The 24630-nt window shown below is 66.8% G+C and carries 19 protein-coding genes; 14 read left to right on the top strand and 5 right to left on the bottom strand.

Going from position 1 to position 24630, the window contains the following annotated elements; all coding sequences use genetic code 11:
- Positions 1 to 46: 46 nt before the first annotated feature.
- Positions 47 to 2095 (top strand): OPT family oligopeptide transporter, encoded by a 2049-nt coding sequence (locus HWY37_RS09885; protein ID WP_176088553.1) that lies wholly within the window; start codon positions 47 to 49, stop codon positions 2093 to 2095.
- A 30-nt stretch (positions 2096 to 2125) separates the two neighbouring features.
- Here HWY37_RS09885 and HWY37_RS09880 read toward each other — a convergent pair whose 3' ends face one another.
- From HWY37_RS09880 to HWY37_RS09865, 4 genes are all read right to left on the bottom strand, one after another.
- Positions 2126 to 3358 carry a M20 family metallopeptidase gene (locus HWY37_RS09880; RefSeq protein WP_176088552.1) on the bottom strand — a complete coding sequence of 411 codons (1233 nt, stop codon included), beginning with the start codon at positions 3356 to 3358 and terminating at the stop codon, positions 2126 to 2128.
- Positions 3359 to 3363: 5 nt separating this feature from the next.
- Positions 3364 to 5133: a 2-oxo-4-hydroxy-4-carboxy-5-ureidoimidazoline decarboxylase gene (gene uraD / locus HWY37_RS09875; RefSeq protein WP_176088551.1), complete on the bottom strand. Its 1770-nt coding sequence runs from the start codon at positions 5131 to 5133 to the stop codon at positions 3364 to 3366.
- Between the two features lie 11 nt (positions 5134 to 5144).
- Entirely contained in the window at positions 5145 to 6089 is a 945-nt protein-coding gene (gene puuE, locus HWY37_RS09870) for an allantoinase PuuE (RefSeq protein ID WP_176088550.1), read from the bottom strand.
- Between the two features lie 326 nt (positions 6090 to 6415).
- Positions 6416 to 7432: a 1-aminocyclopropane-1-carboxylate deaminase gene (locus HWY37_RS09865; protein ID WP_175206335.1), complete on the bottom strand. Its 1017-nt coding sequence runs from the start codon at positions 7430 to 7432 to the stop codon at positions 6416 to 6418.
- A gap of 180 nt (positions 7433 to 7612) precedes the next feature.
- On the opposite strand from HWY37_RS09865, the gene HWY37_RS09860 reads away from it, so the two are divergent.
- From HWY37_RS09860 to HWY37_RS09800, 13 genes are all read left to right on the top strand, one after another.
- Complete coding sequence (locus tag HWY37_RS09860; protein ID WP_176088549.1) at positions 7613 to 8083, top strand: Lrp/AsnC family transcriptional regulator; 471 nt, start codon at positions 7613 to 7615, stop codon at positions 8081 to 8083.
- A 327-nt stretch (positions 8084 to 8410) separates the two neighbouring features.
- A complete protein-coding gene (locus tag HWY37_RS09855; RefSeq protein WP_175206337.1) occupies positions 8411 to 11278 on the top strand; it encodes a 2-oxoglutarate dehydrogenase E1 component in 2868 nt (955 codons plus the stop codon).
- A gap of 101 nt (positions 11279 to 11379) precedes the next feature.
- On the top strand, positions 11380 to 12606 hold the full coding sequence (odhB, locus tag HWY37_RS09850) for a 2-oxoglutarate dehydrogenase complex dihydrolipoyllysine-residue succinyltransferase (protein ID WP_176088548.1): 1227 nt from the start codon (positions 11380 to 11382) through the stop codon (positions 12604 to 12606).
- A 117-nt stretch (positions 12607 to 12723) separates the two neighbouring features.
- On the top strand, positions 12724 to 14151 hold the full coding sequence (gene lpdA, locus HWY37_RS09845; protein WP_059374636.1) for a dihydrolipoyl dehydrogenase: 1428 nt from the start codon (positions 12724 to 12726) through the stop codon (positions 14149 to 14151).
- A gap of 76 nt (positions 14152 to 14227) precedes the next feature.
- The gene (zapE, locus tag HWY37_RS09840; RefSeq protein ID WP_175206339.1) at positions 14228 to 15319 is read left to right on the top strand and encodes a cell division protein ZapE; all 1092 of its coding nucleotides are present in this window, start codon (positions 14228 to 14230) and stop codon (positions 15317 to 15319) included.
- 110 nt (positions 15320 to 15429) lie between these two features.
- A complete protein-coding gene (locus HWY37_RS09835) occupies positions 15430 to 15963 on the top strand; it encodes a sigma-70 family RNA polymerase sigma factor (RefSeq protein WP_175206340.1) in 534 nt (177 codons plus the stop codon).
- Positions 15956 to 16942: a FecR domain-containing protein gene (locus HWY37_RS09830; RefSeq protein WP_175206341.1), complete on the top strand. Its 987-nt coding sequence runs from the start codon at positions 15956 to 15958 to the stop codon at positions 16940 to 16942. The genes HWY37_RS09835 and HWY37_RS09830 overlap by 8 nt, the downstream gene beginning before the upstream one ends.
- Positions 16943 to 17099: 157 nt before the next feature.
- Positions 17100 to 19535: a TonB-dependent siderophore receptor gene (locus tag HWY37_RS09825; protein WP_246302274.1), complete on the top strand. Its 2436-nt coding sequence runs from the start codon at positions 17100 to 17102 to the stop codon at positions 19533 to 19535.
- A 108-nt stretch (positions 19536 to 19643) separates the two neighbouring features.
- Positions 19644 to 20276 carry a DUF4198 domain-containing protein gene (locus HWY37_RS09820; protein ID WP_176088546.1) on the top strand — a complete coding sequence of 211 codons (633 nt, stop codon included), beginning with the start codon at positions 19644 to 19646 and terminating at the stop codon, positions 20274 to 20276.
- 23 nt (positions 20277 to 20299) lie between these two features.
- Positions 20300 to 20581: a DUF3649 domain-containing protein gene (locus tag HWY37_RS09815; protein WP_176088545.1), complete on the top strand. Its 282-nt coding sequence runs from the start codon at positions 20300 to 20302 to the stop codon at positions 20579 to 20581.
- Entirely contained in the window at positions 20578 to 22239 is a 1662-nt protein-coding gene (locus HWY37_RS09810; RefSeq protein ID WP_176088544.1) for a PepSY-associated TM helix domain-containing protein, read from the top strand. Before HWY37_RS09815 ends, HWY37_RS09810 begins: the two co-directional genes overlap by 4 nt.
- Positions 22236 to 22559, top strand: coding sequence for a DUF3325 domain-containing protein (locus tag HWY37_RS09805; protein WP_175206346.1), 324 nt, complete (start codon positions 22236 to 22238; stop codon positions 22557 to 22559). Before HWY37_RS09810 ends, HWY37_RS09805 begins: the two co-directional genes overlap by 4 nt.
- 55 nt (positions 22560 to 22614) lie before the next feature.
- Positions 22615 to 23970, top strand: a complete 1356-nt coding sequence (locus HWY37_RS09800) for a tryptophan--tRNA ligase (RefSeq protein ID WP_176088543.1) — start codon at positions 22615 to 22617, stop codon at positions 23968 to 23970.
- A gap of 49 nt (positions 23971 to 24019) precedes the next feature.
- Here the strand turns inward: HWY37_RS09800 and HWY37_RS09795 are convergent, their stop codons facing one another.
- The gene (locus tag HWY37_RS09795) at positions 24020 to 24526 is read right to left on the bottom strand and encodes a hypothetical protein (protein WP_175206348.1); all 507 of its coding nucleotides are present in this window, start codon (positions 24524 to 24526) and stop codon (positions 24020 to 24022) included.
- Positions 24527 to 24630 lie beyond the last annotated feature (104 nt).

The raw sequence follows: 24630 nt of genomic DNA, 5'->3' as shown, positions 1-24630 counted from the left end.
CGCGAAGGCGCTAGAATTCGCGGCTGGCATGATAGGAATTACTGCAATGACCCAACCCATCAGCGTCCCGGCAGAGGTCACGTTGCCCGAACTTACGTTCCGCGGCATCCTCCTGGGCGCAATCATCACCGTGATCTTCACGGCCTCCAACGTCTTCCTGGGCCTGAAAGTCGGCCTGACGTTCTCGTCCGCCATTCCGGCGGCGGTGATCTCGATGTCCGTCCTGCGCCTGTTCAAGGACGCGAACATCCTCGAAAACAATATGGTGCAGACCCAGGCCTCCGCGGCCGGAACGCTGTCGGCCATCATCTTCATCCTGCCGGCCCTGGTCATGATGGGCCACTGGCAGGGCTTTCCGTTCTGGCAGACGCTGGGCATCTGCGCGGCGGGCGGCATGCTGGGCGTGATGTTCACCATTCCGCTGCGTCACGTCATGGTGGTGCAGAGCGACCTGCCGTATCCGGAAGGTGTGGCGGCCGCGGAAATCCTGAGGGTCGGCAGCGCCGAGCGCGCCCAGGACGAGGCCGCGGACGACGGCCGCACGCCCGCCAAGACCGAGACCGGCATGGGCGACATCGTGACCGGCGGCGTGCTCGCCGCCGTGGTCAGCTTCGCGGCCGGCGGTTTGCGGGTGCTGGGCGATAACGTCAGCCGCTGGTTCGAGCTGGGCGGGGCGGTGTTCCGGCTGCCCATGGGCTTTTCGCTGGCGCTGCTGGGCGCGGGCTACCTGATCGGCATCGTCGCCGGCCTGGCCATGCTGACCGGGCTGATCATCTCCTGGGGCATCGCCGTGCCCATCCTCAGCGCCATGGGCGACGTGCCCGCCGGCATGTCGCTGGCGAAGTACGCCACCGGCTTGTGGTCGTCGCAGGTGCGCTTCATCGGCGCCGGCGTGATCGGCGTGGGCGCCATCTGGACGCTGGCCACGCTGTTCATGCCCATGGTCCGCGGCGTCAAGGCGTCGTTCGCGGCGCTGACCAAGGCGGGCGCGGCGCGCGCCGGACGCGCGCCGCGCACCGAGCGCGACCTGTCGGCCGGCTGGATCTCGGTGGTGACGCTGGTGCTGGTGGCGATCCTGGTCGCTACCTTCCAGGTGTTTCTATCGGGCGCGCCGGTGTCGCCAGCCGGCATCTGGAAGCTGGTGGCCTACTCGGTGCTGTTCGCCTTCGTCTTCGGCTTCCTGGTGGCCGCGGCCTGCGGCTATATGGCGGGCCTGGTTGGCACGTCGACCAGCCCGATCTCGGGCGTGGGCATCGTTGCCATCGTGTTGGTGTCGCTGCTGATGCTGGCGCTGGGCGGCGAATTGCTGGACGCGCAGAACGGGGTGCAGATGGCGATCGCGCTGTCGATCTTCAGCACCTCGGCGGTGGTGGCGGTGGCCTCCATCGCCAACGACAACCTGCAGGATCTCAAGACCGGCTGGCTGGTGGGTGCGACGCCATGGCGCCAGCAGGTGGCCCTGCTGATTGGTTGCGTGGGCGGCGCGATGGTGATCTCGCCGGTGCTGGAACTGCTCTACAACGCCTACGGTTTCGCCGACGCCATGCCGCGCGAGGGCATGGATGCGGCGCAGGCCCTGTCGGCGCCGCAGGCGACGCTGATGCTGGCGATCGCGCGCGGCATTTTCACGCACCAGCTCAACTGGACCATGATCCTTATCGGCATGGCGGTCGGCGTGGGCCTGATCGTGGTGGACGAGATCATGAAGCGCACCTACCGCGTGGCGCGCATCCCGGTGCTGGCGGTGGGCATCGGCATCTATCTGCCGCCTACCGTGGCGACGCCCATCGTGGTCGGCGCCGTGCTGGCCTGGCTGCTCGAACGCGCCTTGCGCCGCCGCGCGGCCGCCGCCGGCAAGCCCTATGAGCAGTTCGCGGACGCGGCCAACCGCCGCGGCGTGCTGATCGCCTCGGGCCTGATCGTGGGCGAAAGCCTGGTCGGCGTGCTGTTGGCCGCCATCATCGGCGCGGCCGGCAGCGAGGCCCCGCTGGCGCTGGTCGGCGAGGACTTCGCCCAGACTGCCTCGTTCCTCGGCCTGGCCGTCTTCGTGCTGGTGGTGGTCCTGTTCTGGCGCCGGGTGATGAAGCTGGCTTAACGCGGCGGGCCGGCCCTGCCGGCCGCCGCGCTAGGCGGCAGCCAGCAGGTCGGCCAGCGTGCGGGCGATGACCTTGGTGGCGCGCCGCAGGTCTTCCAGCACCACGCGTTCATCGTTGCGCTTGGCGTGCGATTCCAGCACGGTGCGCGGCCCCGCGCCGTAGATCACGCCGGGGATGCCGGCTTCGGCGTACAAACGCACGTCGGTGTACAGCGGCGTGCCCATGGCGGCTATCGGTTCGCCGAACAATTCCTTTCCGTGTTTCTGGATGGCCTCGACCAGCGGCTGGCTGCCCGGCAGCGGGCGCATGGAATTGGCCAGCAGCAGGCGCTTGATGCCCACGCTGATGCCGGGCAAGGACGCGGCGGTTTCCTGGATGATGTGGCGGATGCCGGCCTCGACCTCGGCGGCGTTTTCCTCGGGAATCATGCGCCGGTCCAGCTTGAACGTGACCTTGCCGGGCACCACGTTGGTGTTGGTGCCGCCTTCGATGCGGCCGACGTTCAGGTAGGGGTGGCTGATGCCGGGGACTTCGGACCTGATTTCCCGGTAGCGCGCGTTCTGCGCATACAGCGCATTGAGGATCGCGACCGCGCCTTGCAGCGCGTCCATGCCACTGCTGGGGATGGCGGCATGCGCCATCTTGCCGTGCACTGTCACTTTCATCTGCAGGCAGCCATTGTGGGCGGTCACGACTTCGTAGCTGAAGCCCGCGGCGATCAGCAGGTCGGGCTTGGTCAGTCCTTGCGACAGCAGCCAGCCGGGGCCCAGCAGGCCGCCGAATTCCTCGTCATAGGTGAAGTGCAGTTCGACCGCGCCGCGGCTGGGCCGGGCCACGGCCTCCAGCGCGCGCAGGGCGAAGGTGTAGCTGGCGAAGTCGCTCTTGCTGACGGCGGCGGCGCGGCCATACAGGCTGCCGTCGTCGATTTCGCCGCCGTAGGGATCGTGCTGCCAGCCTTCGCCCGGCGGCACCACGTCGCCGTGGGCGTTGAGCGCCACGCGCGGGCCGCCCGCGCCGTATTCGCGGCGCACGATCAGGTTGGTGATGGATTGCAGTCCGTAGTCCCGGACTTCCTGCGCGGGCACTGGATGGGCCTCGGCCTCCAGGCCATAGCCTCGCAGCAGTTCGGCCGTGCGTTCGGCATGAGGGGCGTTGTTGCCGGGCGGCGTGTCCGTTGGCACGCGCACCAGCTCCTGCAGGAAGCGGACTTCCTCGTCAAAGTGGGCGTCGATCCAGGCGTCGAGTCGGGCGTAGTCGGTCATGGTGGCTATTGCTTGTCGTGGGCAAGATCGTCGAGCAGGTGCAGGAACGCCTGCACCGCAAGCTGGATGTCGTCGCTGGAGGTGGATTCGCGCGGGTTGTGGCTGATGCCGGAGTTCTGGCCGCGCACGAACAGCATGGCCTGCGGCATGACCTCGTGCAGCTTCATGGCATCGTGCCCGGCGCCGCTGGGCATGAGGTGGACGGGCAAGCCCAGCGCGTCGACGGCGCGTTCCCAGCGCTGTTGCCAGGCGGGATCGCTGGGGGCGGCGGCGGCGCGCATGGTTTCCTCCAGCGTGTAGCGCAGGCCGCGGCGCTGGCAGATGGCGTCCAGCTCGGCCAGCACGTCGCGCGCCAGCGCATCGCGCTGCGCGTCGTCGGGCGCGCGCAGGTCCAGGCTGAAGCGGCATTCGCCCGGTACGACGTTGATGGAGCCGCCGGGCACTTCCAGCATGCCTATGGTGCCCACCGAATCGCCGTCGCGGGCGGCGCGCTGTTCCACGTAGAGGGCCAGTTCGGCCGCGCCGGTGGCGGCGTCGCGGCGCCGGTCCATGGGCGTGGTGCCGGCATGGCAGGCCAGGCCCGAGATCCGGACCTGGTAGCGCACGCAGCCGTTGATGGACGTGACCACGGCCAGCGGCAGCCCCATTTCATACAGCACCGGGCCTTGCTCGATATGGACTTCGATGAAGCCCAGGTAGCAGGCGGGATCGCGGCGCAGGCTGGCGATGTCCTCGCTGCGCAGACCGGCCTGCGCCATTGCGTCGCGCATGCTGATGCCGTCGGCGTCCTGCTGGTCCAGCCATTCGGGCTTGAAGTCGCCGATCAGGGCGCCGGAACCCAGGAAGGTGGCGCGGTAGCGCTGGCCTTCCTCTTCCGCGAAACCGATGACTTCCAGGTGGTAGGGCAGGCGCTTGCCCTGGCGCTGCAGTTCCCGCACGCAGGCCATCGGCACGAAGATGCCCAGGCGGCCGTCGTACTTGCCGGCGTTGCGCACGGTGTCGTAATGGCTGCCGGTCATGAGCGTGGGGGCGTCGGGGCGGTCGGCCAGGTAGCGGCCGACCACGTTGCCCACGGCGTCGATCCCGACCTCGTCGAAACCGCAGTCGCGCATCCATTGCGACAGCAGCCCGGCGCAGGCGCGGTGGGCATCGGTCAGGTAGGTGACGGTCAACTGGCCTTTCTCGGCATAGCCCGGGTCGCTGTGGACGGCCAGTTGCTCGCCCCAGTCCCAGATGTCGTTGCCGACGGCGGGTTCGGCGCCGAACCGGCCGCGCAAGCGGATCTCGGCGATGCGGTGCAACTGCTGCATGGCCTCGTCGAACTCGAGGTCCGGCGGGTTGTCCAGGCGGCGGGCAAATTCGTCGATCACCTGCGGGCGGGTCATGCCGGCGCCGCGCGGGCCGCGCACGGCCAGCACGAAGGGAAATCCGAACCTGGCCTTGTAGGCGGCGTTCAACTCCTGCAGACGCGCCTGTTCGGCGGGCGTGCAGCCGGCCAGTCCGGCCAGGTTCTGCTCGTGCGCGGAATCCGAGTCCAGGGGCGCGCTCTGTGCGGCCGCCAGTTCGGGCTGGGCGCGCAGCAGCGCCGTCCGGGCCTCGGCATCGGCCGCGCTGACCGCCTGGCGCAGGCGCTGGCCCAGATCGGCCAGCGAACGGAACGGCCGGCGGGCCAGCGCGCGCTCGGCGATCCAGGGGGCGTGCCCGTACAGGCCGTCGAGCATGGCGGCGGCGTCGGCGGGCGCCGCCGCGTTGAGTTGGGCTAGGGTATGGGCCATGGCCGTCCTGTTCAGGCGTTGGGGGTATAGGGGTGCGCCGCCTTCCAGTGCCGGGCGATATCGAGCCGCCGGCAGACCCAGACGCGGTCATGGCGGGCGATGTGGTCCAGGAAGCGCTGCAGCGCGGTGATGCGGCCGGGCCGGCCCAGCAGGCGGCAATGCATGCCGATGCTCATCATCTTGGGCGCCTCTTCGCCTTCGGCGTAGAGCGCGTCGAAGCTGTCCTTCAGGTACTGGAAGAAGGGATCGGCGTGCGAATAGCCCTGCGGCAGCGCGAAGCGCATGTCGTTGCAGTCCAGCGTGTAGGGCACGATCAGCTGCGGCACGACGCTACCGTCCGTTTTCCGTACGCGCATCCAGAAGGGCAGGTCGTCGCCGTAGTAGTCGCTGTCGTATTCGAAGCCGCCGTAGTCGGCGACCAGGCGGCGGGTGCGCGGACTGTCGCGGCCGGTGTACCAGCCCAGCGGGCGGCTGCCGGTCATTTGCGTGATGGCGTCCATGGCCAGGCGCATGTGCTCGCGTTCGGTGGCTTCGTCCACATGCTGGTAGTGGATCCAGCGCCAGCCGTGGCAGGCGATTTCGTGTCCCAGTTCGGTGAAAGCGGCGGTCAGTTCCGGGTGGCGCTGCAAGGCCATGCCCACGCCGAAGACGGTCAACGGCAGGCCGCGCTTCTCGAATTCCCGCAGGATGCGCCAGACGCCGGCGCGCGAGCCGTATTCGTAGATGCTCTCCATGCTGAGATGGCGCTCGGGATAGCTGGCGGGGTTGAACATTTCCGAAAGGAACTGTTCGGACCCGGCGTCGCCGTGCAGCACGCTGTTCTCGCCGCCCTCCTCGTAATTCAGCACGAACTGCACCGCGATGCGCGCCTGGCCCGGCCATTGCGCGTGGGGCGGATTGGGGCCGTAGCCGGCGAGGTCGCGGGGGTAGGGCAGCGTGGAATCGTAGACGGTCATGGACAGGCGGGCGGAGTGCGCCGGCGCGAGGCGGCCGGGCGGTGGTTGGCGGACGACTTCCTGATGATCAGCACCATAGCCGGAAACCGTAGTTTTGTATACAAATTATGTATATGATTTTCCCGGGTTGAAGGCGTCTTTTGCGGGACGACGCCGGCAGGGAACCCCGATGCGATAAGCCCAGCCGGCGGATCCGCCGGCTGGGCTGTGCGTCCTGCATCCATCATGGGCGTTGGCGGCCGGGGCTGGCAAGCCCCGGCGCTCAATCAAGGCTGGCCTTTCAGCGCAGGTCGCCGCAAGGCCAGCCGAAGGCGCCGTAGGCGCCTTTATCCGTTGCGGTAGAGAAAGCTGTAGGCGTTGATCGCCGGCACCCCTCCCAGGTGCGCATACAGAACCCGCGAGCCTGCTGGAATCTCGCCGCGGCGGATGATGTCCATCATGCCCTGCATGGATTTGCCCTCGTAGACCGGGTCGGTCATCATGCCCTCCAGCCGGGCGCACAGGCGGATGGCCTCGTTGGTCTCGGCCGACGGCAGGCCATAGGCCGGGTAGGCATAGCGCGTGTCCAGCACCACGTCGCGGTCTTCGATGGCACGCTCCAGCCCGACCAGATCGGCGGTGCGCCGGGCGATGCGCAGGACCTGCGCCCGGGTCTGGTCGGGCGTGGCCGAGGCGTCGATGCCGATGACGCGGTCGGCGCGCCCGTCCGCCGCGAAGCCCACCACCATGCCCGCCTGCGTGCTGCCCGTGACCGCGCATACGACGATGTAGTCGAACTTGAATCCCAGCTCGGCTTCCTGGCGCCGCACTTCCTCGGCGAAGCCGACATAGCCCAGGCCGCCCAGTTCGTGGTCCGACGCGCCGGCCGGAATGGCATAGGGCTTGCCGCCGCGCTTCCGGACCTCTTCCAGGGCGTCTTCCCAGCTGCGGCGAAAGCCGATGTCGAAGCCCTGGTCCACCAGGCGCACGTCGGCGCCCATCAGGCGGCTCATCATGATGTTGCCGACCCGGTCGTAGACCGCGTCGGAATAGTCCACCCAGTTTTCCTGCACCAGCACGCAGGCGAGTCCGAGCTTGGCGGCCACCGCGGCCACCATGCGGGTGTGGTTGGACTGGATGCCGCCGATGGTGACGAGCGTGTCGCAACCCTGTTCCAGCGCCTGGGGGATCAGGTATTCCAGCTTGCGCAGCTTGTTGCCGCCGAAGGCGAGGCCGCTGTTGCAGTCTTCGCGCTTGGCGTAGATCTCGACCTTGCCGCCCAGATGCGCGGACAGGCGGTCGAGCTTTTCGATGGGGGTGTCGCCGAAAGTCAGGCGATGGCGGGGAAAGCGTTGCAGATCCATATGGGCTCCTGTGCCGGCCGGGTGGCGCGGATGGAAAAATCATAGGAATCGGGTGAATATGCCGTCAATTGCGTATTTTTGAGGTTTATTCGACTAATAATCGGGTAGGGGTTTTTAATTCTTCCCATTATTTCTTGTATAAAAACAAGAACGAAATTTAATTTTTCGGGGACGAATCGAATGCCGGCAATTTCCAATCTGGACCGCATCGACCGCCAGATCCTGCGCGTCATGCAGCAGGATGCCCAGATCACCAATCTGGAATTGAGCTCCCGCGTCCATCTGAGCCCGGCCGCCTGCTTGCGCCGCGTTGAAAAGCTCAGGGCCGAGGGCATCATCCGCAAGACCGTCGCCTTGCTCGACCCTGCGGAAGTGGACATGGCCACGCTGGTCATCGTGGGGGTGGTGCTGGACCGTTCCACGCCGGAATCCTTTACCGACTTTGAGGCCGCGGCGCGCGGCATCAGCGGCTGCCTCGAATGCCATCTGGTGGCGGGCGAGTTCGACTACTTCCTGATGCTGCGCATCCGCGACCTGGAACGCTTCAACAAGCTGCATGCGGGCGAGATCATCAAGCTGCCCGGCGTACGCCAGATCCGCACCTTTTTCGTCCTGAAAGAGATCCTGTCGACCACCGAATTGCCGGTATGAACGAGGCTAATGCGCAACACTGGCATTTCTGCCAGGGAAAATGATGCGTTGCGGCATTTTGGATTGACGGAAATTGATGGCGCGTAGACGGCGCAATGTAAGGGGTTCGCTGGACATTCCACGGCCGCATGAAGGCATTCCCTATGGGCTTTTGCGTCACGCAAACGCAAGAAGACGTGCTTAAACTCAAAGGGCTATACTCTTATCCATACGGCTTTCAAGGCTTGTACGCGCCTTCTGCCCCTGCTATCCGCTTAACGGGAAGCCCGTGTCGCGGAAGGTTTTCCTGCATCGTGTCGAGTGAAGCACTCGTAAAGGTGAAGCGATATGTCTTCGGAAATAGAATCTCTATCCACGTCTTATCTCTTTGGGGGTAACGCCCCTTATGTTGAGGAGCTTTACGAAGCCTACCTCGACAATCCCGGTTCGGTACCTGACAACTGGCGCGAATACTTCGACCAGCTGCAACATGCTCCCGCTACCGACGGCCAGGAATCCACTCGCGACCAGGCCCACGCTCCCATCGTCGAATCGTTCGCCCAGCGCGCCAAGGCCAATGCCTTCGTGCAACGCGCGGCCGAACCCGACCTGAGCGTCGCCAGCAAGCAGGTTTCGGTGCAGTCGCTGATCGCGGCCTACCGTTCCCTGGGTTCGCGCTGGGCCGACCTGGATCCGCTCAAGCGCCAGGAACGTCCCCCGATCCCCGAGCTCGATCCCGCCTTCTACGGCCTGACCGAAGCCGACCTGGATCAAACCTACTCGGCCACCAACACCTACTTCACGACCGCCAGCACGATGACGCTGCGCGACATCCTGAAGGCGCTGCGCGATACGTATTGCCGCAGCATCGGCGCCGAGTTCACGCACATCTCCGACCCCGCCGCCAAGCGCTGGATCCAGGAACGCCTGGAAGCCACCCTGGGCGCGCCCGCCTACTCGGCCGAAGAAAAGCGCCACATCCTGCAGCAGCTGACCGAGTCCGAAGGCCTCGAGCGCTTCCTGCACACCAAGTACGTCGGCCAGAAGCGCTTCTCGCTGGAAGGCGGCGAAAGCTTCATCGCCTCGATGGACGAAGTGGTGAACCACGCCGGTGAAAACGGCGTCCAGGAAATCGTGGTCGGCATGGCCCACCGCGGCCGCCTGAACCTGCTCGTGAACATCATGGGCAAGATGCCCGGCGACCTGTTCGCCGAGTTCGAAGGCAAGCACGCCGAAGGCCTGACCGACGGCGACGTGAAGTACCACAACGGCTTCTCCAGCGACCTGTCCACCCGTGGCGGCCCGGTCCACCTGTCGCTCGCGTTCAACCCGTCCCACCTGGAAATCGTCAACCCCGTGGTCGAAGGCAGCGCGCGCGCTCGCCAGGAACGCCGCGGCGACGCCGAAGGCAAGCAAGTGCTGCCGGTGCTGGTGCACGGTGACGCGGCTTTCGCCGGCCAGGGCGTGGTCATGGAAACCCTGAACCTGGCCCAGACCCGCGGCTACGGCACGGGCGGCACGTTGCACATCGTCATCAACAACCAGATCGGCTTCACCACGTCCGACCCGCGCGACTCGCGCTCGACGCTGTATTGCACCGACGTGGTCAAGATGATCGAAGCGCCTGTGTTCCACGTCAACGGCGACGATCCCGAAGCCGTCGTGTTCGTCACCAAGCTGGCCCTGGACTACCGCCTGCAGTTCCGCCACGACGTGGTCGTGGACATCGTCTGCTTCCGCAAGCTGGGCCACAACGAGCAAGACACCCCGTCGCTGACGCAGCCCCTGATGTACAAGCGCATCGGCCATCACCCCGGCACGCGCAAGCTGTACGCCGACAAGCTGACCACGCAAGGCGTGCTGGCCGAAGGCGAAGCCGATCAGCTCGTGAAGGACTACCGCCAGCTGATGGAAGACGGCCAGCGCACCATCGAACCGGTGCTGACCGACTACAAGAGCAAGTACGCCATCGACTGGTCGCCGTTCCTGGGCGCCAAGTGGACCGACCAGGCCGACACCGCCGTGCCGCTGGCTGAACTGAAGCGCATCGGCGAACGCATCACCACCGTGCCGGAAGGCTTCACGGTGCACCCGCTGGTCGCCAAGCTGCTGAACGACCGACGCACCATGGCCAAGGGCGAAATGAACCTGGACTGGGGCATGGGCGAACACCTCGCCTTCGCGACCCTGGTGTCCTCGGGCTACGCCATCCGCATCACCGGCCAGGACTCGGGCCGCGGCACGTTCACGCACCGCCACGCCGTGCTGCACGACCAGAACCGCGAACGCTGGAACGACGGCACCTACATTCCGCTGCAGAACGTCTCGGAAGGCCAGGCTCCGTTCACCGTCATCGACTCCGTGCTGTCCGAAGAGGCGGTGCTGGGCTTTGAATACGGCTACTCCAGCGCCGAACCCAACACGCTGACCATCTGGGAAGGCCAGTTCGGCGACTTCGTCAACGGCGCCCAGGTCGTGATCGACCAGTTCATCAGCTCCGGCGAAGCCAAGTGGGGCCGCCAGTCGGGCCTGACCCTGATGCTGCCGCACGGCTACGAAGGCCAGGGTCCCGAGCACTCGTCGGGCCGCATCGAGCGCTTCCTGCAGCTGTGCGCGGACAACAATATGCAAGTGGTCCAGCCGACCTCCGCGTCGCAGATCTTCCATGTGCTGCGCCGCCAGATGATCCGTCCGTTCCGCAAGCCGCTGGTGCTGTTCACGCCGAAGTCGCTGCTGCGCAACAAGGATGCCGGTTCGCCCCTGACCGACCTGGCCGGCGGCAGCTTCCGCCCGGTCATCGGCGAGGTCGACGAGGCCATCGACGCCAGCAAGGTCAAGCGCGTGCTGGCTTGCTCGGGCAAGGTCTACTATGATCTGGTCAATGCCCGCCGCGAGCGTGGCGCCGACAACGTCGCGATCGTCCGCGTCGAACAGCTGTATCCGTTCGCGCACAAGTCGTTCGAGTCGGAACTGCGCAAGTACCCGAAGGCAACCGAAGTGATCTGGGTTCAGGACGAACCGCAGAACCAAGGCGCCTGGTTCTACGTTCAGCATCATGTGTACGAAAACATGGTCGAAGGCCAGAAGCTGGGCTACGCCGGCCGCGCCGCGTCGGCATCGCCGGCCGTGGGCTACCTGGCCAAGCACCAGGAGCAGCAGAAGGCCCTGATCGAAACGGCTTTCGCGCCCAAGTTCAAGGTCATGTTGACGAAGTAACACTCGCTTGATGCACGCGCCGCGCGCGCAGGTTTCTGGAATTCCGATTCGAAGCTTGCCGCGCAGCGCGACCAGAACACAAACTTTACGGAACAAACAAAATGGCTATTACCGACGTCGTCGTCCCCCAACTCTCCGAATCCGTCTCCGAAGCGACGCTGCTGACCTGGAAGAAGCAGCCGGGCGCTGCCGTTGAAGCGGACGAAATCCTGATCGAAGTCGAAACCGACAAGGTCGTGCTGGAAGTGCCGGCTCCCGCTTCGGGCGTGCTGGCTGAAATCGTCAAGGGCGATGGCAGCACCGTCACCTCCGGCGAAGTGCTGGCTCGCATCGACACCGCCGGCAAGGCCGCCGTCGCCGCCGCCGCGCCCGCCGCCGAGGCGCCCAAGGCCGCTGAACAAGCCGCTGCCGCTCCGGCCGCTCCCGCTTCGTCGGCCGCCGCCGGCGTGGCTTCGCCCGCCGCCGCCAAGATCCTGGCCGAGAAGGGCGTCGACGCCGCTTCCGTGGCCGGCACCGGCCGCGACGGCCGCGTGACCAAGGGCGACGCCCTGGGCGCCAGCGCTCCCGCCAAGGCCGCTCCGGCCAAGGCCGCCGCTCCGGTCGCTCCCCCGACGCTGTCGCTCGACGGCCGTCCGGAACAGCGCGTGCCGATGAGCCGCCTGCGCGCCCGCATCGCCGAGCGCCTGCTGCAATCGCAGCAGGAAAACGCGATCCTGACCACGTTCAACGAAGTGAACATGCAGGCCGTGATCGACCTGCGCAGCAAGTACAAGGACAAGTTCGAAAAGGAACACGGCATCAAGCTGGGCTTCATGTCGTTCTTCGTCAAGGCCGCCGTTGCCGCGCTGAAGAAGTACCCGCTGATCAACGCCTCGATCGACGGCAAGGACATCATCTACCACGGCTACTTCGACATCGGCATCGCTGTCGGCAGCCCGCGCGGCCTGGTTGTGCCGATCCTGCGCAACGCCGACCAGCTGTCGATCGCCGATATCGAGAAGACCATCGCCGACTTCGGCCGCCGCGCCGCTGACGGCAAGCTGGGCATTGAAGAAATGACCGGCGGCACGTTCTCGATCTCCAACGGCGGCGTGTTCGGCTCGATGCTGTCGACTCCGATCATAAACCCGCCGCAATCGGCCATCCTGGGCGTGCACGCCACCAAGGACCGCGCCGTGGTGGAAAACGGCCAGATCGTCATCCGCCCGATGAACTACCTGGCCCTGTCCTACGACCACCGCATCATCGACGGCCGCGAAGCCGTGCTGGGCCTGGTCGCCATGAAGGACGCCCTGGAAGATCCGCAGCGCCTGTTGCTGGACCTGTAATCTCGACGCCCCGGCCCGGCGCCCGATCGACCTTCGGGTCTTGCGGCGCCCCGGCCGGCTCCATGCCGGCCCGCAGGGCGGGGCGTGTTCCACTCAATACCTCTTCGCGAGAACACTATGTCCAAACAATTTGACGTCGTCGTCATCGGCGCGGGCCCCGGCGGCTACATCGCCGCCATCCGCGCCGCGCAGCTCGGCATGTCGGTGGCTTGCATCGACGCCTGGCAGAACGGCCAAGGCGGCCCGGCTCCCGGCGGCACCTGCACCAACGTCGGTTGCATCCCGTCCAAGGCGCTGCTGCAATCGTCCGAACACTACGAACAAGCCAACCACCACTTCGCCGAGCACGGCATCGAAGTCAAGGGCGTCAGCCTGAAGCTCGATACGCTGATCGGCCGCAAGAACACGGTGGTCAAGCAGAACAACGACGGCATCCTGTACCTGTTCAAGAAGAACAAGGTCACGTTCTTCCATGGCAAGGGCGCGTTCGCCGGCCAGGTGGAAGGCGGCTGGGCCATCAAGGTCACCGGCACTGCCGAGGAAGACCTGGTTGCCAAGCACGTGGTGGTCGCCACCGGCTCGTCCGCGCGCGAACTGCCCGGCCTGCCGTTCGATGAAAAGGTCGTGCTGTCCAACGACGGCGCGCTGAACATCGGCGCCGTGCCGAAGACGCTGGGCGTGATCGGCGCCGGCGTGATCGGCCTGGAAATGGGCAGCGTGTGGCGCCGCCTGGGTTCCGAAGTCACCATCCTGGAAGCCATGCCGGAATTCCTGGCCGCGGCTGACGGCCAGGTGGCCAAGGAAGCCCTCAAGGCCTTCACCAAGCAAGGCCTGAACATCCAGATGGGCGTCAAGATCGGCGAGATCAAGGCGACCGCCAAGTCCGTGACCGTGCCCTACGTCGACGCCAAGGGCGCCGAGCAGAAGCTGGTGGTCGACAAGCTGATCGTCTCGATCGGCCGCGTGCCCTACACCGGCGGCCTGAACGCCGACACCGTGGGCCTGAAGCTCGACGAGCGCGGCTTCATCGCCGTGGACGGCGACTGCAAGACCAACCTGCCGAACGTCTGGGCAGTGGGTGACGTGGTGCGCGGCCCGATGCTGGCGCACAAGGCCGAGGAAGAGGGCGTGGCGGTTGCCGAGCGCATCGCCGGCCAGCACGGCCACGTCAATTTCGACACCGTGCCGTGGGTGATCTACACCTCGCCGGAAATCGCCTGGGTGGGCAAGACCGAACAGCAGCTCAAGGCCGAAGGCCGCGAGTACAAGGCCGGCAGCTTCCCCTTCCTGGCCAACGGCCGCGCCCGCGCGCTGGGCGACACCACCGGCTTTGCCAAGGTGATCGCCGATGCCAAGACCGACGAGGTCCTGGGCGTGCACATCGTGGGCCCGATGGCCTCGGAACTGATCTCGGAAGCCGTGACCATCATGGAATTCCGCGGCGCTGCCGAAGACATCGCCCGCATCTGCCACGCGCACCCGACGCTGTCGGAAGCCGTGAAGGAAGCCGCATTGGCCGTGGACAAGCGCGCATTGAACTTCTGATACGCGCATAGCCGATGCAAGACGGGGGCGGGTTCACGGATCCGCCCTTTTTTCATTCTGCTTTTCCTGCTCCCACATGAACGTCCGCGAATACTACGAACACGCCCTGGCCGAACGCGGCTACAAGCCCGACGAAGCCCAGAAAAAGGCGATCGACCGGCTGCAGCGCTATTTCGACGAATGGGTCAAGTTCAAGTCGATGCGCTCGAACGCGCTGAAGAAGCTGCTGAACCGGCCCGACGTGCCGCGCGGCGTGTACCTGTGGGGCGGCGTGGGCCGGGGCAAGAGCTTCCTGATGGACGCCTTCTACGCCACGGTGCCGGTGGTGCGCAAGACGCGCCTGCACTTCCATGAGTTCATGCGCGGCGTGCACCGCGAGCTGGAAGAAGTGAAGGGCATGCAGGATCCGCTGGACGAAGTGGCCCGGCGCGTGGCCAAGCGCTACCGCCTGATCTGCTTCGACGAGTTCCACGTGTCCGACGTGGCCGACGCGATGATCCTGCATCGCCTGTTGTTCAAGCTGTTCGAGTACGGCACGTCCTTCGTGATGACGTCCAACTACGAACCCTCGACCCTGTACCCGGAAGGCCTGCACCGCGACCGCGTCTTGCCTGCGATCGAACTGATCCAGGCGCGCATGGACGTGATGAACGTGGATGCCGGCGTGGACTATCGCCGCCGTTCGCTGGAGCAGGTGCAGTGCTATCACACGCCCTTGAACGACGCGGCGCGGCAGGCGCTGCAAGACGCTTTCAACAGCCTGGCGGATACCCCGCCGCAGGAGCCGCTGCTGCATATCGAGCACCGCGAGATCCGCGCGCTGGCGCTTGCGGGCTCGGTGGTGTGGTTCGATTTCGCCACGCTTTGCGGCGGTCCGCGGTCGCAGAACGACTACCTGGAACTGGCCAACCGCTTCCATGCGGTGATCCTGTCCGACGTGCCGCGCATGGGGCCGCGCCAGGCTTCCGAGGCGCGCCGCTTCACCTGGCTGATCGACGTGTTCTACGACCACCGCGTCAAGCTCATCATGTCCGCCGAGTGCGAGCCCGAGGAAATCTACACCGAGGGCGCATTGGCTAATGAGTTCCACCGCACCGTGTCGCGCATCCTGGAAATGCAGTCGCGCGAGTACCTGGAGTCGGAGCGCCGCCTGACCGTGACGTTGTAGTCGCGCCGCATCCGCCCGGATTTTTCGGGCGATGCTTACTTGAAATTGGTAATACAAGTCATTATCAATTAAGATTTGGAGACTTCTGGTCCAGCACCGCAGTCTCCATCGTGTCTTCCACCTTCCTGTCTGCATCGGCCCCGCGCGCAGAGGCTTGCGCCGCACCTGTCGATGGCCTGTACCGCGATCACCGCCCCTGGCTGTTTGGATGGCTGCGCCGCCGTCTCGGTTGCGAGCATCGCGCCGAAGACCTGGCGCAGGACGTGTTCCTGCGGGTGATCCAGGGGCGCAAGACGGTGCGGACCGGCGAGGCCCGCGCGCTGCTGACCACCATCGCCCAGGGGCTGGTGGTGGACCACCAGCGGCATGCGGCGCTGGAGCGCGCGTATCTGGCCTATCTGGCCGCCATTCCCGAAGCCTATGCGCCTTCTCCCGAAGAGCAGGCCGAACAGTTGCAGTCGCTGGCGCGGCTGGACCGGTTGCTCGACGGACTGCCGCCCAAGGCGCGCTCCGCCTTCCTGCTGTCGCAACTCGACGGATTGACCTATCCCGAAATCGCGCAGCGGTTGGACGTGTCCCTGAGCTCCGTGCAGCAATACATGGTGCGCGCGATGTCCGCGTGCTATGCCGCGTTCCATGAGTAGCGGCGCGGGCGCGTCCGCGGATCCGGTGGTGGAGCAGGCGATCGCCTGGTGGGTGCGGCTGCAATCCGGCATGGAGGGAGCCGCCGCAATGCGGTCTTGCGAGGACTGGCTGGCGCAGGATCCCGCGCATCGCCAGGCCTGGGACCGCTTGCAGCGCATCAGCCAGGACGCGCGCCGGGTGCCGGCGGCGTTGGCGCATTCGGCGCTGGCGCATTCCGCGCCCGGGCATGCGGCGCGGGCGGCGCCCCGTCCCAACGGCCGACGGACGGTGTTGCGCGGACTGCTGCTGATCGGCGGCACGGCCGTCACCGGCTGGGCGGGTTACCGCCATGCGCCCTGGCAGCGCCTGGCCGCCGATATGAGCACCGGCGTCGGCGAGCGGCTGGCAGTCGCGGTGGCCGATGGGCTGCACATCACCTTGAACAGCGACAGCGCGGTGCGACTGCATCTGCGCGGGAATGCCCGCGGCATTGACCTGCTGCGCGGCGAAATCCTGGTGCGGACTGAGCCGCGCCCCGGCCTGCCGGAGCTGCGCGTGGATACCGGTTATGGCGAACTGCGCGCCGAGCAGGCGCGCTTCGATCTGCGGCGCACGGCCCGAGGGGCGCGCGTGGGCGTCTATGAAGGCAGCGTCGTACTGTTGCGCGAAGGCGTGGCGACGCACGCGGACGCGGGCGAGCGCCTGGCTTTTGGAGGGCGCGGCGAAATCCATCGCCGCGCCTCCGACCCGGACAGGCTGGCTTGGGCTGACGGCCTGGTGGTGGCCAAGGACTGGCGCCTGGACTACTTCGCGCAGTACCTGGCGCGCCAGCGCATGGGCGTGATCCGCGTCGATCCGGCGGTCGCCGGTCTGCGGTTGTCGGGCGTGTTTCCGCTGGACGACGCCGAGCGCGCGCTCAGGGCGCTGGAACCGGCGCTGCCCATCCGCGTGACGCGCCACACGCAGTACTGGCTGCAGGTCAGCGCCCGCGAGGCTTGAGCGTTACAACTTTTTTTTCCAGCGCCTTGCAGGTTTTCGGATCCCGTACGGAAAGCAGGGATAGATACCACCGTACAGGGAGAGTTTCGTGTCCGCTTCATCTCACTCGCGCTTGCGCGTCCCCTTGTCTGCCAGCCGCGTCGCGGTGCTTGCCGCCATGTGGGCGGGAGGGATGGCCGCCGCCTTGCCGCAGGCTTGGGCGCAATCCGTTCCCGCCGCCAGCGCGCAGCGCAGCTACCAGATCGCCGCGGGGCCGTTGGCCGACGTGCTGACCCAGTTTGCGCGCGGCGCGGGTGTGGTCCTGTCGTTCGATCCGGCGCTGGTGCGCGGGCTGCGTTCGGAAGGGCTGGAAGGGGCCTACCCGGTGGGCGCGGGATTTGCGCGCATCCTGGCGGGCAGCGGCCTGCAGGCGCGCGCGCAATCGGGCAATACCTGGACGCTGCAACCGGCGTCCGCGCCGGGGGGCGATACGACCACGCTCGCGCCGGTGACGGTATCGGGCCTCGCCGACAGCGCGACCGGGCCGACCGTGGGCTATGTGGCTGCCGTGAGCGCCAGCGCCACCAAGACCGATACGCCGCTGATCGAAACGCCGCAGTCGATCTCCATCGTCACGCGCGAGCAAATGACGGAGCAGGGCGCGCAGACGTTGAACCAGGTACTGCGCTACACCGCCGGCGTCGCCACGGAGTCGCGCGGCGCCACCGCCACGCGCCTGGACCAGTTCAGTGTGCGCGGCTTTTCGGCCTCGACCTACCTGGACGGCCTGCGCGTATTCGGCGGCCGCGACGCCTTGCCGCAGGTGGACGCCTACCGCCTGGAGCGCGTGGACGTGCTGAAGGGACCGGCATCCGTCATGTACGGGCAGGGCGGTCCGGGCGGCGTGGTCAACCAGGTCAGCAAGCGTCCGCTGGAAGAGACGCTGCGCGAGGTCGAGGTGCAGGTCGGCAACTACGACTACCGCCGCGCCAATTTCGATTTCGGCGGCCCGGTGGATGAGGACGGCAAGTTCCTGTACCGCCTGGTCGGCTCGGGCTACATGTCCGACGGCCAGGTCAAGGACACCAAGGAGCGGCGCTACTTCGTGTCCCCGGCCTTCACCTGGAAACCCAACGCCGATACCTCGCTGACCGTGCTGACGAACTTCCAGCGCGATCCCGACATGGGATCCTATGGCAGCGTGCCGTCCATGCGCACGCTGCTTTCCGCGCCCGACGGCATCCGCCTGCCGGCCAACTACTACGACGGCGACGCCAATTTCGAAAAGAGCGACCGCAAGAGCTACTCGCTGGGCTACGTGCTGGACCATCGCTTCAACGACACGTTCAAGGCGACGCAGAGCCTGCGCTGGACGCGTTCGGAAGCGCAGTACCGCAGCATCTACGGCGCGATGACGAACTATTACGGCTACACCGACAACACCTACCGCTATCACCAGCGCGCGTCGATCGCGACCGACGTGGACGTGGGCGCGCTGACCATCGACAACAATCTGCAGGCGCGCTTCAACACCGGCCGCTTCGCTCATACCGCGCTGCTGGGCTTCGACTACCAGCACGTCAAGACCGACACCCTGGCGGGCTACGGGACCGCGCCCGCGCTGGACGTGTTCAACCCCGACAACCACCAGCACATCCCGGTGCCGGCGTTCTCGTCGGACGCGACCTCCAAGCAGTACCAGGCCGGCCTGTACTTCCAGGATCAGATCAAGATCGATCGCCTGTCGGTATTGCTGGGCGGACGCTACGACTGGTCGCGCACCGTGGGCGAGACCACCACGATCGCCACCGGACGGGTCGCGCCCTCGTCGCTGAACGCGGAAAAGTTCTCGGGCCGCCTGGGCACGATCTACAACTTCGACAACGGCGTGGCGCCTTACTTCAGCTACTCGGAGTCGTTCGAGCCGCAATCGGGCACCGGCTGGCAGAACGCGCCGTTCAAGCCGATCGAAGGCAAGCAGTACGAGGTCGGCATCAAGTACCAGCCTGCGGGCAGCGCGACGCTGCTGTCGGTGGCGGCCTTCGACATCCGCCGCCAGAACATGACGACCACCGATCCGGACCCGACCCATGTCTGCGGCACGGCGGGCGGACGCTGCTCGATCCAGGCGGGCGAGCTGCGCACCCAGGGGATCGAGCTGGAAGCCAAGACCGAGCCCTTGCGCGGCCTGACCCTGGTGGCGGCCTACTCCTTGATGAACAACGAGTACTCCAAGGCCTATCCGAACGCCGCGGGCCTGGACCTCAAGGGCAAGACGCCGGTGGGCGTGCCCTCGCAACAGGCTTCCGCATGGGCCCGCTACCAGCTGCAGGAAGGCCCGCTGGCCGGCGTGGGCGTGGGCGGCGGCGTGCGCTACATCGGTTCGTCGTATGCGAACGAAGCCAACACCCTGAAGGTGCCGTCGGTCACGCTGTTCGACCTGATGCTGGACTATGACCTGGGCCGCGCGTCGCCGTCGCTCAAGGGCATGCAAGTGGCGCTGAACGTGCAGAACCTGTTCGACAAGGAATACATCGCGTCGTGCTCGGGCGATTCCTGGTGCTGGTACGGCTACCAGCGTTCCATCAAGGCCAGCCTGCGCTATCGCTGGTAAGACCCGTCTCTATTTCTAAGTGAGAATGGTTATAATTTAAAACTAGCCGGAACAGGACCTGGCCGCGGGGCGGGTCCCATCCGGCCCTTGGACTAAAGGAAATCAACAATGAAATTCGCAAAAACCTTGGCCGCCATCGCCCTGCTGGGCTCGGCGGGCGCCGCGCAGGCGCATTTCGTCTGGTTGGAACGCAGCGCCGAGGGACCGGCCAAGGCGTACTTCGGGGAGTGGGCGGACGATCTGCGTGAACCGCGCGATGGCCTGCTCGGCAAGCTCCTGGTTGCCCCGGTCGTGACCGGCGCGGACGGCAAGGCGCTGAAGGCCTCGGGCCAGGGCGCGAATTTCCTGGAGTTCGCCGCGGCGGGCAAGGGTGACGTGCGTTTGCGCCAACCCTATCTGTACAAGGACACCTTGATGCAGTACGGCGCCAAGGCCGGCCGCGCGGACACCGAGGGCAAGCTCGACCTGGAGCTCGTGCCGGTGGCGGCCGGGGCCAACGCCTTCGTGCTGCAGTTCAAGGGCAAGCCGTTGCCGAAGACGGAAGTGACCGTGTTCGGCCCGCCCAAGTGGGAAAAGCGCTTCCACAGCGACGAGAACGGCCGCATCGAAATCACCACGCCGTGGCCCGGCCAGTACGTGCTGGAAGCCGCCCACGTCGAAGACCAGGCGGGCGAGGCCGACGGCAAGCCCTACGCCAAGATCCGCTACGTTTCCACCCTGACCTTCAACGTTTCCCAGTGAAAGCTCCCGCAGCCGGCGCAGGCATGATGCGCTACCGTCTGGCCGTATTTTCCCGGGCCGTCGCCGCCATCCTCGGCGGTTACGCCCTGGCCTCGGCGGCCGCGGCCTGCCTGGCCGTCTGGCTGCCCATGCGACGGCCGGACGCCGTGGTCACGGCGCAGATGCTGTCCTTCGTGTTCTACGCCTGCGGGGTGATCTGGGTCTTCGCCACGCGCAACGCCTGGCGCGCCTGGGCCGGTATCCTGCTGCCGGCGGCCACGCTGGGCGCGCTGTTCGCGGCCGGCCGCGCCATGGGGGCGGCATGAAGGCGAAACCGGAAAAGGCCCAGGGCGAGGAAGGCCTGCGCCAATCCATGTCCTGGCTGCACACCTGGTCCGGGCTGATCTTCGGCTGGGTGCTGTTCGCGATGTTCCTGACCGGCACGCTGGCTTTCTTCCGGCCGGAAATCACGAGCTGGATGCAGCCCGAGATCCAGGTGCGTCCGGCGCCCGCCGCGCAGTCGGTGGCCATGGCTCAGCGCTACCTGGCCGAGCATGCGCCCGATGTCACGCGCTGGTTCATCACGCCGCCGTCCGACCGCGAGCCATCCATCCAGCTGCTCTACCCGTCGCCCAAGCCCAAGCCGGGCGAGCGCGGCTTCGTGCGGGTGAAGCTGGACCCGGCCACGGGCCTAGCCGTGACCGCGCGCGAGACGCGCGGCGGAGACTTCTTCTACCGCTTCCATTTCGAACTGGAAACCGCGTTTCCGTGGGGGCGCTGGCTGGCCAGCATTGCCGGCATGTTCATGCTGGTGGCCATCATCAGCGGCATCATCACCCACAAGAAGATCTTCACAGACTTCTTCACCTTCCGTCCCAAAAAGGGCGGCCAGCGCGCCTGGATGGACGGCCACAACGCCTTGTCGGTGCTGGGCCTGCCATTCCATCTGATGATCACGTTCAGCGGCCTGGTGCTGTTCATGGCCATGCTGATGCCGGCCGGCATCCTGGCCGTGTATGAGAGCCCGCGCCAGTACACGGACGACGTGTTCAAGTCCTTCAAGGTCACGCCCGCGCGCAACGAAGCCGCGCCGCTGGTCCCGCTGGCGCCGCTGGTGGAGCAGGCCCAGCAGCATTGGCAAGGCAGGGTGGGGCGCGTCACCGTCAACCATCCCGGCGACGCTGGCGCGACCGTGACCCTGGTGCGCGATGCCGCCGACGGCGTGTCGTACGGCAAGCTGGCGCCATACATGCGCTTTGACGGCGCCACGGGCGCGCTGCAGGAAAGCGAGGACGAGATGAGCGCCACCGCGCGCACCGCCGGCGTCATCGTCGGCCTGCACCTGGGGCTGTTCGCCGAGCCGCTGCTGCGCTGGCTCTATTTCCTGGTCAGCCTGGCGGGCACGGGCATGGTGGGCTCGGGCCTGGTGTTGTGGATCGCCAAGCGGCGCCAGAAGGCGCGGCCGGGCGCGCGCGAGGCGTTTTCGTTGCGCCTGGTGGACGGGCTCAATGCCGGCACCGTGGCGGGGCTGTTCATCGCGGTGGCCGCCTTCTTCTGGGCCAACCGCCTCTTGCCCATCGACCTGGACGGCAGGCAGTTCTGGGAATCGCGCGCTTTCTTCGCCGCCTGGGGCCTGTCGCTGGTCTACGCCTTTGTCTTCCAGCACCGCAAGTGGCGCGACCTGCTGGCCGCAGCCGCAGCCTCCCTGGCCTTGGTTCCGGTGGTCAATGCGCTGACGACCTCGCGCCATCTGGGCGTGTCGCTGCCGGCGGGCGACTGGGTCATGGCCGGCTTCGACCTGACCTGCCTGGCCGGGGCGCTGCTGCTGGCCTGGATGGCCCGCAAGGCGGCCCGCGCTGGCAAGAAGTCGGCCAAGGCGCCAATCAAGGCGCCAGCCCAGGGCCGCGCCGCAGCCAAGCCCGCGGCCCCGCCACCGACCGCGCCGGTCCAGCCCGTCTACGAATCCAGAGGGAATACGCCATGACGCTAGCCGCCTTCTGCCTTGCCTACGCCGGCTTTTCCGCCTTGTGCCTGGGCATGGACCGCCACTACGAAGACCTGTTCGATCGCGCCTTGCCCCGGCGCCACCGCTTGCCGTTGCGCCTGTTCGGCTGGGCCGCGCTGGCCTTGTCGCTGTGCGCCTCGGCGGCGGTCTGGGGCTGGAGCTACGGCACGGTCGAATGGATAGGCATACTCAGCATCGCCGGATTGCTGCTGATCTGGTTCCTGACGTTCCGGCCCCGCGCCGCGCTGACCGCCGGCGGCCTGTGCGCGTTGGCGGCGCCGGTGCTGGCCGTCCTGTAGCGGCGCGCCCGGCACGTTACACTGGGCGTTTCCCTAGCAAACGCCTCTTCGCCTCATGAATACCCGCGTCCTCACCGGCATCACCACCTCTGGAACTCCCCACCTCGGCAACTACGCGGGCGCTATCCGTCCCGCCGTCCAGGCCAGCGCGCAGCCCGGCGTGGACGCATTCTTCTTCATGGCGGATTACCACGCGTTGATCAAGTGCGACGATCCGGCGCGCGTGGCGCGGTCGCGCCTTGAAATCGCCGCGACCTGGCTGGCGGTGGGCCTGGACCACGAGCGCGTGACCTTCTACCGCCAGTCGGACATCCCCGAGATTCCCGAGCTGACCTGGCTGCTGAACTGCGTCACGGCCAAGGGCCTGATGAACCGCGCGCATGCGTACAAGGCGTCGGTGGACCAGAACACCGAGAAGGGCCTGGAGCCGGACGACGGCGTCACGATGGGCCTGTTCTCGTATCCGGTGCTGATGGCCGCGGACATCGTCATGTTCAACGCCAACAAGGTGCCGGTGGGCCGCGACCAGATCCAGCATCTGGAAATGGCGCGCGACATCGCCCAGCGCTTCAACCACCTGTATGGCCGCGACTACTTCACGCTGCCGGAAGTCGTGATCGAGGAAGACGTGGCGACCCTGCCGGGCCTGGACGGGCGCAAGATGTCCAAGAGCTACAACAACACGATTCCGCTGTTCGAGGGCGGCGCCAGCGCGCTGCGCGCGGCGGTGATGCGCATCGTGACCGATTCGCGCGCGCCGGGCGAAGCCAAGGACGCCGAGAACTCGCACCTGTACACGATCTACCGCGCCTTCGCCACGCACGAGCAGGCCGCCGCGCTGCGCAAGCAGCTCGAAGAAGGCATGGGCTGGGGCGACGCCAAGCAGGCGCTGTACGACCACCTGGAGAACCTGCTGGCGCCCATGCGCGAAAAGTACTTCGACCTGATGGCCAACCCCGGCCGCATCGAAGACATCCTGCAGGCCGGCGCCGCCAAGGCGCGCAAGCTGGCCACGCCGTTCATGCAGGAACTGCGCCAGGCCGTGGGCCTGCGCAACCTGGACACCTCCGCTGCCGGCGGCAAGGCCGCGCAGCCCAAGAAGGAAAAAGGCAAGGGCGCGCGCTTCGTCAGTTTCCGCGACGAGGACGGCGGCTTCCGCTTCCGCCTGCTGGCCGCCGATGGCGAGGAACTGCTGCTGTCGCAGCGCTTTGCCGATCCCAAGGAGGCCGGCGCCCTGATGCGGCGCTTGCAGTCGGAGCCGGCGGATACGCTGCTGCAGGCCGATGGCCAGGGCTATGCCGCGATGATCGACGGCGTGGCCGTGGCGACGGCGCCTGCGGGCGCGCAGGACGAATCCGGCGCCTTGCTGGCGCGCGTGCGCGCAGCGCTGGCCTCGCTGTCGCAGGAGTAAGCGGAGGGCCGGTTAGGTACGGCCGGTCAGGTATGACCGGCCGCAAGAGTCAGGCCGCCCGGGCGCTCGCCACGATGCGCCCCTCGCGCACCTGGAAGCGCTGGGCGCTGCCCTGGCCGGCGATTTCGAGTATGTCGCCTTCCGTGTAGCCCGTGACGTTGGGGCAGTCCAGCCATTCCGGGTTGATGAACGGAAAGTACTTCAGGGCGCCGCTGCCCTGGCTGGCGAAATCGAAGGTCGTGCTGGCGACTACTTCCGGATCCCATTGGCTGGCGTCGAAGACCAGCGCGCAACCCGCGCCGATGCGGTAGACGATGCTGGCGCCCATGCTGGCGAAGCCCAGCGCGCCGACATGCAGCTGCGCGCCGTTGCGCAGTTCGATGATGCGGCTGCCCAGCCGTTCCAGCGTGATGTGCTTGAAGGTCACTTCGGCGCCGTCGACGATCAGGTGGGAATACTGGCCCAGGGTGACTTCGCTGTAGACGCCGCTGGCGTTGGCTTCCTTGGCCGTGATGGACGCCGTTTCGTTGGCGGCAAGCGTGATGGTGTTGGGCATGGCGGGGCGGATCTCCGGTCGTTCGGGGCGGGGCGCAGTGGTTCTTGTGCTGCTCCCCTGACAGGCGTCGGGCGCCGTGGCGGGCCTGCTCAGGAGGGCTTGTG

This window comes from Achromobacter anxifer (assembly GCF_903652925.1).
In the GTDB taxonomy this organism is placed as follows: domain Bacteria; phylum Pseudomonadota; class Gammaproteobacteria; order Burkholderiales; family Burkholderiaceae_B; genus Achromobacter; species Achromobacter anxifer.
Note: the sequence above shows the minus strand (reverse complement) of the source record. Positions and strands in the feature narration are given on the sequence as shown.